Origin of the sequence: uncultured Parasphingorhabdus sp. (assembly GCF_963975735.1) — a bacterium.
In the GTDB taxonomy this organism is placed as follows: domain Bacteria; phylum Pseudomonadota; class Alphaproteobacteria; order Sphingomonadales; family Sphingomonadaceae; genus Parasphingorhabdus.
Genome location: NZ_CAXBIA010000005.1, coordinates 1 through 14,412 on the forward strand (window position 1 = coordinate 1; position 14,412 = coordinate 14,412).

Genomic DNA, 14,412 nt, shown 5'->3' on the forward strand with positions numbered 1-14,412 from the left:
TAAATTATGTCGATATTTATCATGCAAAATCAACATAATACAGAACTACCGTCCTTAGTTCAGGATGACGAGTTTTATCGATAGCTCACCACCTCCCACTCTATCCCGTTCCAGTCGAAGAAATAGAAGCGCCGGCCGGGATCATAGTTATCTTGGCCGAAGGGGTCCAATCCGGCCGCCACGACTTTCGCCTCTACCGCATCCAGATCATCGACCGTCACGCCGATATGGTTCATCGGCTCGCCCTTGGTGAACGTGGGGTCGGCGGCGCGAACGTCCGGGTTGGTGTAGAGCGCGATATAGTCGTCATCCGTCCCGATGTGGATCGTGTGGCCACCCAACATTGATGGCCCCTCCCACCGGATATGCCAGCCAAATAGATCGTGCAGCAGGTCGGCGCTCCGTTGCGGGTCGCTGACCGTTATGTTGACATGCTCGAGTTTTCCGTTGTTCATTTTTCATTTCCTTTCTCCGTTGTTGAATGGTCGATCCGCCACGGCGGGAAGCGGCGGTTGTCGCCGCCGTAGAACAGGCAGATAGGGTTGCCAGCCGGATCGCTGAGCCGGGCTTCGCGCCAGCCCCAGCTCTGGTCGACGGGCTGCATATCGAAGGTAAGGCCTTTGGACTGCAGATCCGCGACGACCTCGTCGAGATCGTCACATTCGAAGTAGATCATGGTCGTTGGCGCTCCGGTCTTCTCCACCGCGTGGATAGAGAAGGTTTCGCCCGAGGGCGTCTCGAACCGGGCATAACGGGGAGGGGAGTCGACGATCTGGGTGAGGCCGAGCCGGCGGTAAAATGCCGCCGACCGGTCATAATCGACGCATCCGACGGTGACCTGATTGAGTTTCATATACTGTCTTCCTCGCAATATTGGCATCACTATATTGGAAGAATTGGAAGCATGTTTTCCGCCTTGCAGACGGCTTTCCGAGCCCGCCAATTCTCCATGCTTGCGATTCGTACAATCTCAAGTTAAGTTGAGGTCAAGCTATTATTTTTTCCTCCCTGTGCGCAGCATGGGGAGGGGGACCATCCGAAGGATGGTGGAGGGGCCCCTCCGTCACCCGCCTTCGCCAAGGCTTCGGCGGACGCCACCTCCCCATTGCTGCGCAACGGGGAGGAAATATTGGAGACGCATATGCCCGTAACCAAAGCGCTAACCATCGGCGACCTCGCCACCCGCACCGGTCTCTCGGTCTCCGCGATCCGCTTCTACGAGGAAAAGGGGCTGGTCGAACCCTTTCGCTCGGCCGGCGGCCAGCGGCGCTTCCTGCGCTCCGACATCCGCCGGCTCAGTTTCGTCCTGATCGCCCAGCAACTCGGTCTGAGCATCGGCGAGATTGCGCGTCTACTCACCAACTTACCCCACGGTCGCACGCCGACGCAGGCCGACTGGACCCGGATCAGCAAGGCGATGCGCGGGGTGATCGACGCGCGGATCGCGGAACTGGAACGAACCCGCGACCGGCTCGACGGCTGCATCGGTTGCGGCTGCCTGAGCCTGAAGAAATGCAAGCTTTATAACCCCGAGGACCGGGCGGGGCTCAAGGGGCCGGGGCCAAGGTTGGTTTTGGGGGACTAGAGTTTCAACGCCTCGCGCAATGCCTCGTTGATCCGGGTCTGCCATCCGGCACCCGAGGCTTTGAATGTCTCCAGAACAATCTTGTCCAGACGCAGGGTGACCTGCTGTTTCGGGTTTTTCAGTTTTGGCCGCCCGGGCTTGGTGAGCGTGCCATCGGCGGGGCGTACCAGTTTGCTACCGTCCCAGATGGCTGCTCGCTCAAACTGATCGTCCGTCCATTCTGGCGGATCATCCGGGTCTGTCCAGGGCTTCTCTGACTTTTCTTTGCTCTCGTTCATTGGCTTTCCGCAGTGAAATGATTCTCCGGCTGGTTCCACGCTCCGTCCAGACCATGGCGACTATTCGACTGCCGATATATCCGTAAGTTATAAATCGTTTTTCCCCATATTCTTGTCGATCATCAAGTTGCGAAATATGACGCGCTTGAAAAATCAAAGCGGCATCCGCAAAATCCAATCCCCGGGCCTCGAGGGTCCACTGGCGCTTCGCCGGGTCGAATGTTATTTTCATACAGGCTTCCCGGAAGTTTTATCATCCAAAGAACCCGCGATGGCTATAGGTCTGGCCTAATCTGCCAAATCCTATAATTTATGTAGTTACATTTATTGCAAATGTCAACGGCTACTCCGCCGCCAGCAACTCTTCCGCAGCGTTCAGATCGACCGACACCAGCTGCGAAATCCCGCGCTCGACCATGGTCACCCCGAACAGCCGGTGCATGCGGCTCATGGTCACGGCATTGTGGGTGACGATCAGATAGCGGGTGCTGGTCTCGGCGACCATCTTGTCGAGCAGGTCGCAGAAACGCTCGATATTGGCGTCGTCGAGGGGGGCGTCGACCTCGTCTAGCACGCAGATAGGTGCCGGATTGGTTAGAAATAGTCCGAATATAAGTGCCACAGCGGTTAGAGCCTGCTCTCCGCCCGACAGCAATGTCAGCGAAGTCAGCTTCTTACCCGGTGGCTGGGCCATGATTTCCAACCCGGCCTCGAGCGGATCGTCGCTGTTGATCAGCTCGAGATGGGCCTTGCCGCCATCGAACAGGGTCGCGAACAGCCGCTGGAAATGCTGGTCGACTTCCTCGAACGCGGCGAGCAGGCGCTGGCGGCCTTCGCGGTTGAGGCTGCCGATCGATCCGCGCAATTGATGGATCGCTTCGTTCAGGTCCTGGCTTTCCTTGGTCGATTTCTCCCACTCGCCTTCCAGTTCCGCCAGTTCGTCGGCGGCGACCAGATTGACCGGCCCGATCCGTTCGCGGCTGAGCGAGAGGCGTTCGAGTTCCGCCGACTCCTGCGATGCATCACCAACCGTCTCTTCGTCAAATTCGAGTTTTTTCGGCAATACCACAGCAGGGCATTCAAATTTCTCGGCCGAAATACGGCCCATTTCCATCCGGCGCAGATCCTGGTTCTCGGCGCGGGCTTTTGCTCCGGCACGCAGTTCCCGCGCCTGACTGAGCATTTCACTGGCCTGATTGAGCCGGTCTTCATGGTCGCGCTGAGCTAGTTCGGCGGCCTGCAGCGCGGCGTCCTTCTCTACCACTTTTGCGTTGAGCGCTTCCTGCCGTTCTTCCAGCTTTGTGACCTCGACCTCGATCACCCGCGGCCGGTCGGCGAGATTTTCGACTTCGGCCTCGATCATGGCGCCGCGCTTGGCCATTTCCTTCATCCGCGCTTCGGCTTCGCCCGAGCGATCCTGCCACGAACGGATTTGCGCGCTGGCGACTGCTTTCTGTTCTTTGACCTGCGCGAGCCTCTGGTCGATGCCGGAGAGCGCGGCTTGTGCGGACATGACCCGTTGCCGCGCCGCGTCGCGCTGATCCTGCAAGGCCGCCCGTGCGCGCTCCTGCTCCGCCCCGTCTGGCTGGCTGGCGCGTTCCTTTTGTGCTGCTTCCAGTTCGGCAAGCGCGGTGGCATTTTCCGCTTTCAGCGCGGCATCCCGTTCGGCGAGGCTGGCGGTGCGTTTCTGTAGCCAGGCCAGCGCTTCTTCCGCCTGATCGGCTTCGCGCAATGACTGGCGCAGCGCCTCCTCGGCATCGCGCCGCGCAGTGCGGGCTTCGCCGAGTTGGATCTCGATTGCCGACATCGCTTCGCGGCCAGCAACCAGTGTCGCTTCTGCCTCTGCGACCTTTTTCTCGGCTGGCACCAGCATATCCTGCAATGCGCGCAGACGGTTTGCGCGAACCAGTCTTTCCGCGCTGGCATTGCCGTCGTCGCGGGCGACAAAGCCGTCCCAGCGGCGCAGCGCGCCCGCCTTGGTGACCAGCCGCTGGCCGACCGAGAGTTCTTGTCCGTCATCGTTATCGGCGACAAAGATCTGAGACAGGCGATTGTGCAATTCGCTCGGTGCCTGAACCTGATCGAGCAGGGTTTCGGTTCCCGCCGGTGGCTTGCCGGATGCGGTCATCTCGCCGCCACCCCAGAAACGGTCGCCGTCTTCGCCGACCGAGGCAAGCAGATCATCGCCCAGCGCCGCCGCCAATGCCCGTTCATAGCCGGGTGCCGGTTTGACCTGATCAATCGCCTTGTGCGCGCTTTCGACTTTCGACAGTTCGCGATCCAGCGCGTGATGTTCCGAGCGCAGTCCGGCCAGTTCCGCCTTCAGCGTGGCAAGGCCCGATTGCGCGGCATCGCGCGCCGCGGCGGCCTGAACCCGTTGTTCCTCGAGCGAGGCAATCTTGCCGCCGCTGCCGTCTGCTCTTGTCTGCGCCGCTTCCCGTGTCGCAATCGCTTCGGCGAGCGCGGTCTGCAGCTCTGCCTCGTCGCCCATCTCGGCGCGTTCGGCGTTGAGCCGGTCCAGTTCGACAGCCAGCCGGTCATGGCGCGCCTGCGCCGCCCCTACGGCGGCATTGGCAACTTTAATCTCAGCCTGAATCCGCGCTTCCTCGGCCACCGCCTTGGCGAGGTCGACTTCGGCTTCGCTGGCAGCGCGCTCGGATCGCTCTGCGGCGCGTTCGAGATCGGGTCGTTCCTTGTTGAGATCGGTCAGTTCCGTCGAAAGCCGCTTCTCGTCCTGTTCGAGACGGTCCAGCGCTTCCATCGCATCGCGGGTCAGCTGGTCTTCGCGGGCATTGTCATCGTGAATCCGCTGGGCCTGTGCCTGCAGGTCGAGCAGTCGCGATTTCAGATTGTCGCGTTCGTTGGTCAGGGTCAGCAGCCGGTGGCTGGATTCGCTCGCTTCTTCCCGCGCCCGCTGGACTTCAGCCCGCAATATTCCGAGCGCCTTGGCGCTTTCATTCTGCGCAGACACAGCGGCTTGCTGCTCGCTTTGCGCTTCGCTGACCTTGGCTTCGGCGGCCTCCGCTTCCGCTCTGGCGATATCGGCGGCAGCGGCAGCTTCCTTCCAGCGCGCGTAGATCAGTCGTCCTTCGACGGTGGTGATTTCACCGCTCAGCTTGCGGTAGCGTTCTGCCTGTTTGGCCTGCCGCCGGAGATTGGCGGCGCGCTGTTCCATGTCACCGAGAATATCATCGAGACGGGCGAGATTCTTCTCCGCCGCGCGCAATTTCTGTTCGGCATCCCTGCGCCGGACGTGCAAGCCGGAGATGCCGGCGGCTTCCTCCAGCATTTCGCGCCGTGCTTCGGGTTTGGAGGAGATGATGTTGGATATCTTGCCCTGGCTGACGAGGGCAGGGCTGTGCGCGCCGGTGGCGGCATCGGCGAAGATCAGCGCGATGTCCTTGGCCCGGACATCTGTGCCGTTGGCGCGATAGGCGGAGCCAGCCCCGCGCTCGATCCGCCGGACAATTTCCAGTTCGCTGTCATTGTCGCCGACATGCAGCGAAGATACGTCATTGGTTTCGCGTTCCGCGGTCAGTGCGACTTCGGCAAATTGCCGTTCTGGCCGGTCCTGGGTGCCGGCGAAGATCACATCTTCCATGCCGGCGCCGCGCATCGACTTGGCCGAGTTTTCGCCCATCACCCAGCGGATGGCTTCCAGAAGATTCGATTTGCCGCAACCGTTGGGGCCGACCACGCCGGTCAGCCCCTTTTCGATGCGCAGCTCTGTCGGATCGACAAAGCTTTTGAAGCCCGAGAGTCTGAGCTTCTTTATTTGCACGTCGTGATCCCCGTGCAGCCCCTATCAGTGACCAGATTCAAATCGCTCCCCCTCTGCGATTGGCCCGGCGCCTATCTTGCGCCTGCTTCCTTCAATTTGGTTTCAACCATGGCCCAGTTGGTGCCTTCTATTTTTTGCCCGTTGATCAGGAATGTAGGCGTTCCCTCGATATTAAATTCCTCGGCACCTTTCTGGGTATCGGCCATCAGCTTTTCAGCCGCTGCCGTGTCAGCCAGGCACGCCTTGGCCTGGTCTTCGGAAATACCGCGCTGCTGGAAGAAGGCGACCAGGCCAAGCTGTTCGGCAAGGCGAACAAAGCGGACCTTCGGCTCGGACTGCAATATGCCGCTATAGGTTGCTTCGCCCATGCCCTGCGCTTTTTCAAACATGGTTGCCTGATAACCCAAAGCCTGTTCGGTCAGCGGGAAGAACGGCGCTTCACCGCCACAGCGGGAAAGAAGGGCAGCGGTAAGATCCAGAGGATCGCGAACGAAATTGCGGATTTCAAAGCTCACCCGTCCGCTTTCGACATATGTATCGCGCAGCGGGGCAAAGGCCTGTTCCCCGAAATCTTTGCAGTGCGAGCAGGTGATCGACATATATTCGACCAGCTTGATCGGCGCATCGGGATTGCCCATGACAATGCCGCCGGCTTCGCTTTTCGCAACCGTTTCGGACCATTTCTGTCCGGCAGGCGCTTCTACTGCTTCGACCGCTCCGGAAGAGCTTGCTCCGGTTTCGGTTTCGGTGGCTTCGCCACAAGCGCTCAGCGCCAGAGCGAAAGCCAGAGGTGCAATATAGTTGAATGTGCGCATAGTCTGTTCCTGTTTCCTGAAAATATCGAATGTCTATTGCGGAAGAGCCGTCAATTTGGGTTTGAGCGCCGTCCAGCTATGGACGTCGGCGAGCGGCTGATCGCCGAGCGTAAAGCTTGGCGTTCCGCTTAGTTTGAGCGTGTCCGTGGCATATTTTGTCATCGCCAATATCTTGTCCTGCTCGGTCTGATTCGACAGGCAGGCGTCGATCTGTGCTGTGGTGAAGCCACGAGCTTTCATCAATATGTCGAGACCGGCTGCCTTGACAATTTTCTTGAGCCGCTGCGGAACCGTGCCGTCGTTCATCGTTTTCATCACTTCCGGGGGAGTGGCCTGGAATTTCGCGAGCCATGTCGATTGCTTCAGCAGCAAAGCGCGGTGATTGCCGAAAAATTTGGTCCGTCCGCCGCAGCGTGCGAGCATGGCAGCGGAGAGGTCGATCGGGTTGAGAACAAGATTGCGGACTTCGAAGCTGACCCGGCTCTTGTTGACAAAATCGGTGGTCAGGGCGGCATGGGAATCTTTTTCAAATGCCGCGCAGTGGCTGCAGGTGTAGCTCATATATTCGGTCAGCTTGTGCCTGGCGAGCGGGTTGCCCATGACATGACCGCCCATGGCCGACAGGGTGACCCGGTCGGCCTGCTGTGCGGATGCCGGTACTGCGATTACGGTTGCGGCCACCAAAGCCGAAGCAAGATACGCGCTTCTCAAGTTCATGTCTGGTCCTTCTTCTTGTCACCGCCACCGATCTTGCCGACGACCTTTATACTCAATTGCGCATCTTTCTTAGGGTCCGCTTCCGCCTTTGCAACTGCCGATGCGAGCGATTCGAGTACCCGGTTCAACTCCGCATCGCCGATATCGCGCAAATTTTCGCCCAGCTGGATCGGCGCGGGTCTGAGCGAATGTGGCAGCGGAGTGCGCTTTCCCTTGTCTTCCTTGGGAGTTACGGTGCCTTGTCTGAATCTTATATGACTGACCGCACCATAGCCGAAGAAGCGGTTGACCCGTTCGATGATATCCGGAGCAATATGCTGCATCAGCGTCGCATAAGCGCCGGTAACGAGCAGATGCAATGTCCCGCCCTCTTTCTCGCCGCGCGGAAAGCGGATCGATTCGGGCAGGGACACGGCAGCATAGCGGTCGCCGACTATCTCCGCCCAGCGGCTGACCACCGAGCTCTGGATGAAACCATAGCGGCGAAAGGCGGCGCGGCCGATTTCCGGCACCAGATCGGAGATGCTTTTAGCCGGACCGCCGCGGGGACGCTGGTATTTCTGATATTTTCTGGCGGCTGGTTTTCTGGCGGCTTTTTTGGACGCGGGCGCGCCGGTTGCGACGGTTATCGCCTTTTCGTTGCCCTTTTCATCGCCAGTGGTGCCAATTTTCTTCGCCATTATATCCTTTTATGGCATGGCGCGGCCATGGCCGTCGATAGTATACCCGCCAGAGCGCGTAAAATTTCTGCCAATATCGGTGCACATTATGTGGATAACGCGCGAAAATTGCCCTGGCGGTCACCGCCGGGTAGCAATTTGCCCGATCCCTATCATGTCTGGTTGTCGGAAGTCATGCTGCAGCAGACGACCGTCGGTGCGGTCAAAAGCTATTTCGAGAAATTCACGCGGCGCTGGCCGACGGTTCAGGACTTGGCGGGTGCCGAGGAAGCAGACGTCATGGCCGCCTGGGCCGGTCTCGGCTATTATGCGCGGGCGCGTAATCTTCGTAAATGCGCCGTGCATATCACTGAGAAGATGGATGGAATCTTTCCTCAGAAAGAGTCTGAGCTTTTAAAATTACCTGGCGTGGGCGCCTATACTGCGGCTGCAATCGCCGCCATTGCCTTTGCCGAGCGAGCGGTGGTGGTGGATGCGAATATCGAGCGGCTGGTGGCGCGGCTCTTCGCCATCGATACACCGCTACCCAAAGGCAAGGCTGAAATCCGGGCGGCGATGGATGTGATCACGCCGCGTGATGGTGCCGGGGATTTTGCCCAGGCCTGCATGGATATCGGCGCGACTATCTGCACATCGAAAAATCCGAAATGCGACATCTGTCCGGTGCAGAAACAATGTGCGGCGTTCAAGGCAGGCGGCATGGAACGCTATCCCGTCAAGGCACCGAAAAAAGCCAAGCCGGTTCGTCGCGCGCGTTTCTTCTGGATCGAGCAGCAGGACCGAATAATGCTCGCGACGCGGCCGCCGAAAGGCATGCTCGGCGGTATGCGGTCGCTGCCCGACGACGGCTGGGCGGCCGGCCAGGATGGTCATGCGACACCGCCGATGGCCGGCGAATGGCGCGTGCACGACAATATCGTTCAGCACAGCTTCACCCATTTTTCGCTCGAAGTCGATTTGGCTGTTTATCAGGACGGAAAAATGGTTACTAACAAGGATGATAATATCTGGTGGCCGCTGGACAACATAGCGGAAGCCGGACTGCCGACGCTTTATGCGAAGGCCGTGGATTGGAAACTGAAGGAAGAAAAATGACATCTGAACAACTTTCAACAACGTCGCTTGGGTCTCCATTTTCACGGCGTTCCGTACTCGGTGGTATGGGCATCGGCGCGTTTCTTGCCAGCATGCCAAGCGTTGCATTTGCCAAGGAAATGGCGGCGAGCTTTCCCGGATTGACCAAGGTCATCAATCAATATGTTGCGGAAAAGAAGGTTGCAGGCATGCTGGCGATGATCGGCTTCGATCAGGCGGCTCCACAGGTGATTTCGGCAGGTTCGCTGACACTCGGCGGTGAAAAACGGGTCGACGGCAACACCTTGTGGCGGATGTATTCGCAGACCAAACCGGTTACCGGCATGGCGACGATGATGCTGATCGAAGACGGTCTGATCACAATGGACCAGCCGCTGTCGGATATCTTCCCCGATTTTGCAGATATGCAGGTGTTGACGGAGCCAGAAGGGCCGATCGAAAATACCGTGGCTGCAAAAGGACCGATCACGATCCGCCAGTTGCTGACCCATACGGCTGGTCTGGGCTATACGATCATCTCCAAGGGCCCGATTCAGAAAGCCTATCTGGACGCCGGCTTGACGCCTGGCCGGGTCAGCCGCAGCCCGCTCCCCGGTTTCGACCGGAGTGCGCCCACGCCGGACATCATGACCTTTATGAAGCGCCTCGCGACAATGCCTCTGGTCTATCAACCCGGCACCAAGTGGAGCTATTCGCTTAGCCATGATGTGTTGAGCGCGGTGATCGAGAAGGTTTCCGGCAAGCCGCTTGATGAATTTCTGCATGAGCGGATGTTCGGCCCCTTGGGCATGAACAATATGTTCTATCATGTTCCGGCTGACCGGGCGGTCGATCTCGCGGATAATTATGCGCCATTCGCCGGATCGCTGATCCCGATCGATCCCGGTGCAACCAGCATTTTTCTTGATAAGCCTCCCTTCGCCTTCGGCAGCACCGGCCTTGTCGGGTCGGCTGCCGATTATGACAAATTCCTGCAAATGCTGCTGGGGTTCGGAAAAATGGGCAATGTCCAGGTGATGGAGCCGGAGACAGCGAAGCTCGGCATGTCCAACCTCTTGCCTGATACGGCGGACACATCGGGCACCTGGGTTGCGAAACAGGGCTTTGGTGCTGGCGGACGTTCCGGTCTGGGCACGATTGACAGTCCCGCGGGTACGTTCGGTTGGGGTGGCGCTGCAGGAACGGCGGCATTTGTAGATACCTCGCGCGGTCTCCGCGCAGGGGGTTATACGCAATATATCCCATCGAACAGCTATCCGTTCCAGTCGGATTTTCCGAAATATGTCTACGCGGATCTTGACGGCTCGGCACCGGTCGACACCGGTAAGACCAGCCCCTGAACCGGACTGAACCGTTCCCTGTCCGGGGAGCGACCGAAAGCGAAATTGAGACGGAGTAAAGATACTGACAGCCAGAGAAACCATAGTGCCGACCTTTGCCGGCGGAACGCTCGACCGCGTTGATCAAGTGCGGGTCAATCCGGACAAGTTGCGCGCCGCGATGATGAACCCGCGGGCGAAGCTGCTCAAACTGGATGGTCTGAACCCGGTGTTTGACGATTACGGCGATCTCGCGTGGGGCGCCGCCTACGAAGCCTCGCCGGACAATGATCTGCTGTTGCTGGGGATTGAAGACGACACGCCCTTTTTCGCCGAACTGAACGGGGCAGGGGATGCCGGTCCCCTGGCCAACCGGGCACTGTGGCAGACGCTGGGCAATCTGCCGGCTGACCAGGCGGCAATCTATGCGACCGCTCGGAGCCTGGTCGACTGGCACGCACGCCACAAATTCTGCGCGCAATGCGGCAAGCCGACCGAGTCCCGCAAGGGCGGCTGGGCGCGTCTGTGCGACCGCGAGAAAGACGGCTGCGGCGCGGAACATTTCCCGCGCACCGATCCGGTGGCGATCATGTTGTCGGAATGCGAGGGCAAGGTGCTGCTCGGTCGACAACCGCGCTTCCCGCCAAAAAGCTTTTCCGCTCTGGCCGGATTTCTGGAACCCGGCGAGAGTATCGAAGGCTGCGTTAAGCGCGAGCTGTTCGAGGAGGCCGGAATCAAGGTACGCGACGTCCGCTATGTCGCGAGCCAGCCATGGCCTTTCCCTTCATCACTGATGATCGCCTGCACCAGCGTCACCGACGATCCGACGCTGACGCTCGATGAGGAAGAGATTGAAGAAGCGGCATGGTTCTCGCTCGACGAGGTCAAAGCGGCGATGAACGGCGAACCGGGCGCGCTGTTTGTCGCTCCGCCGCCATTTGCGATTGCTCATGATCTGCTCAAGCACTGGGTGGATAGCAAGGGCTGACCGGAACGGGCTGCGCCGCCCTGTTTGAGAAGGCCTAGACCAGCCCCAGGCTCGCCAGCTCGCCGAGCATTTCGGCAGGCATCTCTTCGGCTCCTTCCGCGCCATCGCCGAGATCGGCCGGGGCATCCTTTTCCTCGAGATAGCGCCAGCCCTGATGGGCGCGTTTGGGAATCGGCTGGACGGCGATAAGCCGGGGCTCCAGTCGGATCCACTGCCTCCCCTCGCCATTGTCCATGAAGCCGATGATCGGCGAGCGGCCGACAATTTTCTTCGCGTGGATCCAGTAGAGCGAACCGCCGACCATTTCGGCGTGACGCTTTGGGAGATAGCGGGTGGTGAGCCGCGCTTCGCCGCTTGTGGCGCTATTGTCCTTGTGAGATTCGAGCCAGTTCCGCAGTGTCGCGGGGCTTTCGCTGCGATAGGCAATTTTCGTCATATTGAGTGGCATGACCAACATCTGTGGGCGACGACCGTTTTAGTCAAGCACCTTCCGGTCAGCCTATATCAAACCAGCCGGACCGGACCAAATATCCTCAAGTTTATTATTGCAAATGATTATCAATATCATATTAAGGGAAGAATCAAATTTGCAGGAGACGGATATTGGGCGAGATTTTAGAGAAGCTGGCGATGCCATTACCGGACATCCGGACTTTGCCATCGGTCGAGGCAAGGCTGATTATCGCATTCCGGGTGGCGGTGATGGCGAGCCGGAACAATTATGACTGCTGGGACCAATTGTCCGCACGGCTGGGTGGAGACCGGGCAGCGACGCGCATATTGATTGTCGCCGAGACGATCGGATTTGCCTGGCCGGAGCCGTTCCAGATCGGACGCCCCTGCTGCTCGCTGACCACCCCGGACGAGATATGGCTGCTCGCCGCAATCCGTCTGGCAGCGTGCGAAAACCGGCCCGGTTTCGATGCGCTCAGTTGCGAAATGATCGGCGATGGCGCGCGGGAACGGATATATAACGACCTGCGCAATTTTGTCGGGGTCTATACCGATACTAGAGGCTGACCATTCCGCTGCCGACGGCGAGGCTGAGGAAGGCGAGAAAGGCCATCGTGTCGGAGTGCGTGATTCCGAGCTATCCTCTTCATTCTGGCCTTAGACGTTCAAACAGCCTGACTGTCTTTTCGTTATAAATGGATTCTCTGGTTGGAAGAAAGCCAAGCCTCTCGGCCAGATTGATCGACGGGATATTTTCGGGACTGATAATGCAAACAGTCTGGGCGGGACTGAACTCTTCATCGAGCCAGCTTTGCGCGGCCACCATGGCTTCCTGCGCATAGCCTTTGCCATGGGCCGCCGTTGCCAATACCCAGGCGGCTTCGTGGAAGGGATCGAAATCGGGTCCCAATCCGCGCCGGAAGTCGCTAAACCCCACATTTCCCATGAATTGACCGGATGATTTTTCTATCAGCACGAACAAGCCATAACGCATGATTTTCCAGTGCCCTAAATATCCTAGAAATCGCGTCCATGCTTCCGCCTCGGTGGCGGGTTTGCCGCTGATATATTTCACAACTGCCGGATCTTGCCACATGGCGAGGCAGTCTTCAAAATCGTCTGCGATATGCGGACGGAGGAGCAGGCGTTCGGTTTCAATCACCCGGCGCTCTAGAGGCTGACCATCCCGCTGCCGACGGCGAGGCTGAGGAAGGCGAGAAAGCCCATAGTGTCGGTGATCATGGTGACGAAAACCGACGAGGCGAGGGCCGGATCCTGATCGAGCCGGTCCAGCATCACCGGAACGAAAATGCCGGCAAATCCGGCGATCACGATATTGATCAGCATGGCGACCGCGATGACCCCGCCGAGCATAGGATTGGCGAAGACCAGTCCGGTGCCGAGCCCGACCAGAACGGCGATCGTGGCGCCGTTGAGCAGGGCTATCCGGAATTCCCTGCCGATGATCCGGCGGGTGTTGGAGCGGGTCAGTTCGTTCATTGCCAGCGCGCGGACCGAGACGGCCATGGTCTGGGTGCCGGCATTACCGCCGATCGACGCCACGATCGGCATCAATACTGCCAGCGCGACCATCTGCTCGATTGCCGCGCCAAAGATTGCGATGACAAAACTGGCGATCAGCGCCGTCGCCAGATTGGCAATCAGCCAGCGGACGCGGGCGACGTAGGAATCGCGGATCGGCTCGTTGATATCGCCGTCGCCGGCGCCGGAGAGCAGCAGCACGTCTTCGCTGGCCTCGTCCTCGACAATATGGAGAATGTCATCAACGGTAATCATCCCGATCAGGCGGCCGTCATCGTTGATGACCGCAGCCGAGATCAGATTATATTTCTGGAAGCGTAATGCGACTTCTTCCTGGTCCATATTGACCGGGATCAGCGACTGTTCGCGCTTCATCACATCGGCGATCGCTATATCGCGGGGGGTCCTGAGGATCCAGCTGAGCTGGCAGGTGCCGATCGGACGGAAAGTCGGATCGACTACATAGATTTCCCAGAATTCCGTGGTCAGATCGTCATTCTTGCGGAGATAGTCGATCAGATCGCCGACCATCATATGTTCGGGCACCGCGACAAATTCGCGCTGCATGATACGACCGGCGGTTTCTTCCTCATAGGTGAGGGCGCTCTCGATCGCGGCGCGGTCTTCGGCGTCGAGCTCGGCAAGGACCGCCTGCTGCTCGCCCTTTTCAAGATCCTCGATGATCGCGACAGCGTCATCGGTGTCGAGCTGCTCGGTGAGGTCAGCAATCTGGCTCGCGTCCAGCGCTTCCATCAGATCTTCGCGAACATGCTCGTTCATCTCGGCGAGCACATCGGCGCTCACCAGATCGCCGAGAGCGGCGGCTAGAGGCGCACGCTCATCCGAATCGACCAGCTCGAACAGATCGGCAATGTCGGCATTGTGCAGCGGGTTGACCAGTTCCTGCGCCAGCGTGGAATCATTATCCGACACCGCGTCGGAAACCGAGCGCACAAATTCGTCGGTCAGCCGGTTGTCGTCGTCGAGAACATCCTCGCGTATGATCTCGTCATGCGGGGCGTCGTTGATCTCGGTCATCGCGAAGCTCCCCTTCTGTGCGCGTTTGGCTGCTTACTAGTCGTGGCGACCGTATAATTGCAATCTTTTGTGACATTTTACCCAAGGCAGGGTGATTTTTTCAATCACGCTAGCTATATGC

The 14,412-nt window shown here is 59.0% G+C and carries 16 protein-coding genes; 5 read left to right on the forward strand and 11 right to left on the reverse strand.

Going from position 1 to position 14,412, the window contains the following annotated elements:
• Positions 1 to 74 precede the first annotated feature (74 nt).
• Positions 75 to 455, reverse strand: a complete 381-nt coding sequence (locus AACZ86_RS08000; protein WP_339691176.1) for a VOC family protein — start codon at positions 453 to 455, stop codon at positions 75 to 77.
• A complete protein-coding gene (locus AACZ86_RS08005) occupies positions 452 to 853 on the reverse strand; it encodes a VOC family protein (RefSeq protein WP_339691177.1) in 402 nt (133 codons plus the stop codon). Before AACZ86_RS08005 ends, AACZ86_RS08000 begins: the two co-directional genes overlap by 4 nt.
• A gap of 288 nt (positions 854 to 1,141) precedes the next feature.
• On the opposite strand from AACZ86_RS08005, the gene soxR reads away from it, so the two are divergent.
• Positions 1,142 to 1,585, forward strand: coding sequence for a redox-sensitive transcriptional activator SoxR (gene soxR / locus AACZ86_RS08010; protein ID WP_339691180.1), 444 nt, complete (start codon positions 1,142 to 1,144; stop codon positions 1,583 to 1,585).
• On the opposite strand, the gene AACZ86_RS08015 is transcribed toward soxR, so the two are convergent.
• From AACZ86_RS08015 to AACZ86_RS08040, 6 genes are all read right to left on the reverse strand, one after another.
• Entirely contained in the window at positions 1,582 to 1,863 is a 282-nt protein-coding gene (locus AACZ86_RS08015) for a BrnA antitoxin family protein (RefSeq protein ID WP_339691182.1), read from the reverse strand. The genes soxR and AACZ86_RS08015 overlap by 4 nt on opposite strands.
• The gene (locus AACZ86_RS08020; protein ID WP_339691185.1) at positions 1,814 to 2,095 is read right to left on the reverse strand and encodes a BrnT family toxin; all 282 of its coding nucleotides are present in this window, start codon (positions 2,093 to 2,095) and stop codon (positions 1,814 to 1,816) included. The genes AACZ86_RS08015 and AACZ86_RS08020 overlap by 50 nt, the downstream gene beginning before the upstream one ends.
• Before the next feature lie 111 nt (positions 2,096 to 2,206).
• Positions 2,207 to 5,644 (reverse strand): chromosome segregation protein SMC, encoded by a 3,438-nt coding sequence (smc, locus tag AACZ86_RS08025; protein ID WP_339691186.1) that lies wholly within the window; start codon positions 5,642 to 5,644, stop codon positions 2,207 to 2,209.
• Positions 5,645 to 5,715: 71 nt separating this feature from the next.
• Positions 5,716 to 6,459, reverse strand: coding sequence for a thioredoxin domain-containing protein (locus AACZ86_RS08030; RefSeq protein WP_339691187.1), 744 nt, complete (start codon positions 6,457 to 6,459; stop codon positions 5,716 to 5,718).
• A gap of 33 nt (positions 6,460 to 6,492) precedes the next feature.
• Complete coding sequence (locus AACZ86_RS08035) at positions 6,493 to 7,176, reverse strand: thioredoxin domain-containing protein (RefSeq protein ID WP_339691188.1); 684 nt, start codon at positions 7,174 to 7,176, stop codon at positions 6,493 to 6,495.
• Positions 7,173 to 7,856: a DciA family protein gene (locus AACZ86_RS08040; RefSeq protein ID WP_339691190.1), complete on the reverse strand. Its 684-nt coding sequence runs from the start codon at positions 7,854 to 7,856 to the stop codon at positions 7,173 to 7,175. The genes AACZ86_RS08035 and AACZ86_RS08040 overlap by 4 nt, the downstream gene beginning before the upstream one ends.
• 27 nt (positions 7,857 to 7,883) lie before the next feature.
• Between AACZ86_RS08040 and AACZ86_RS08045 the strand changes: the two genes are divergently transcribed.
• From AACZ86_RS08045 to nudC, 3 genes are all read left to right on the forward strand, one after another.
• Positions 7,884 to 8,951, forward strand: coding sequence for an A/G-specific adenine glycosylase (locus AACZ86_RS08045; RefSeq protein WP_339691193.1), 1,068 nt, complete (start codon positions 7,884 to 7,886; stop codon positions 8,949 to 8,951).
• On the forward strand, positions 8,948 to 10,291 hold the full coding sequence (locus AACZ86_RS08050) for a serine hydrolase domain-containing protein (RefSeq protein WP_339691196.1): 1,344 nt from the start codon (positions 8,948 to 8,950) through the stop codon (positions 10,289 to 10,291). The genes AACZ86_RS08045 and AACZ86_RS08050 overlap by 4 nt, the downstream gene beginning before the upstream one ends.
• An 85-nt stretch (positions 10,292 to 10,376) precedes the next feature.
• On the forward strand, positions 10,377 to 11,258 hold the full coding sequence (nudC, locus tag AACZ86_RS08055) for an NAD(+) diphosphatase (RefSeq protein WP_339691199.1): 882 nt from the start codon (positions 10,377 to 10,379) through the stop codon (positions 11,256 to 11,258).
• A 34-nt stretch (positions 11,259 to 11,292) separates the two neighbouring features.
• On the opposite strand, the gene AACZ86_RS08060 is transcribed toward nudC, so the two are convergent.
• Entirely contained in the window at positions 11,293 to 11,706 is a 414-nt protein-coding gene (locus tag AACZ86_RS08060) for a DUF1489 domain-containing protein (RefSeq protein WP_339691200.1), read from the reverse strand.
• 155 nt (positions 11,707 to 11,861) lie between these two features.
• Here AACZ86_RS08060 and AACZ86_RS08065 point away from each other — a divergent pair, with 155 nt between their 5' ends.
• The gene (locus tag AACZ86_RS08065) at positions 11,862 to 12,278 is read left to right on the forward strand and encodes a hypothetical protein (RefSeq protein ID WP_339691202.1); all 417 of its coding nucleotides are present in this window, start codon (positions 11,862 to 11,864) and stop codon (positions 12,276 to 12,278) included.
• A gap of 79 nt (positions 12,279 to 12,357) precedes the next feature.
• Here the strand turns inward: AACZ86_RS08065 and AACZ86_RS08070 are convergent, their stop codons facing one another.
• Positions 12,358 to 12,873 (reverse strand): GNAT family N-acetyltransferase, encoded by a 516-nt coding sequence (locus AACZ86_RS08070; protein WP_339691205.1) that lies wholly within the window; start codon positions 12,871 to 12,873, stop codon positions 12,358 to 12,360.
• 8 nt (positions 12,874 to 12,881) lie between these two features.
• Entirely contained in the window at positions 12,882 to 14,291 is a 1,410-nt protein-coding gene (mgtE, locus tag AACZ86_RS08075) for a magnesium transporter (protein WP_339691207.1), read from the reverse strand.
• Positions 14,292 to 14,412: the final 121 nt, after the last annotated feature.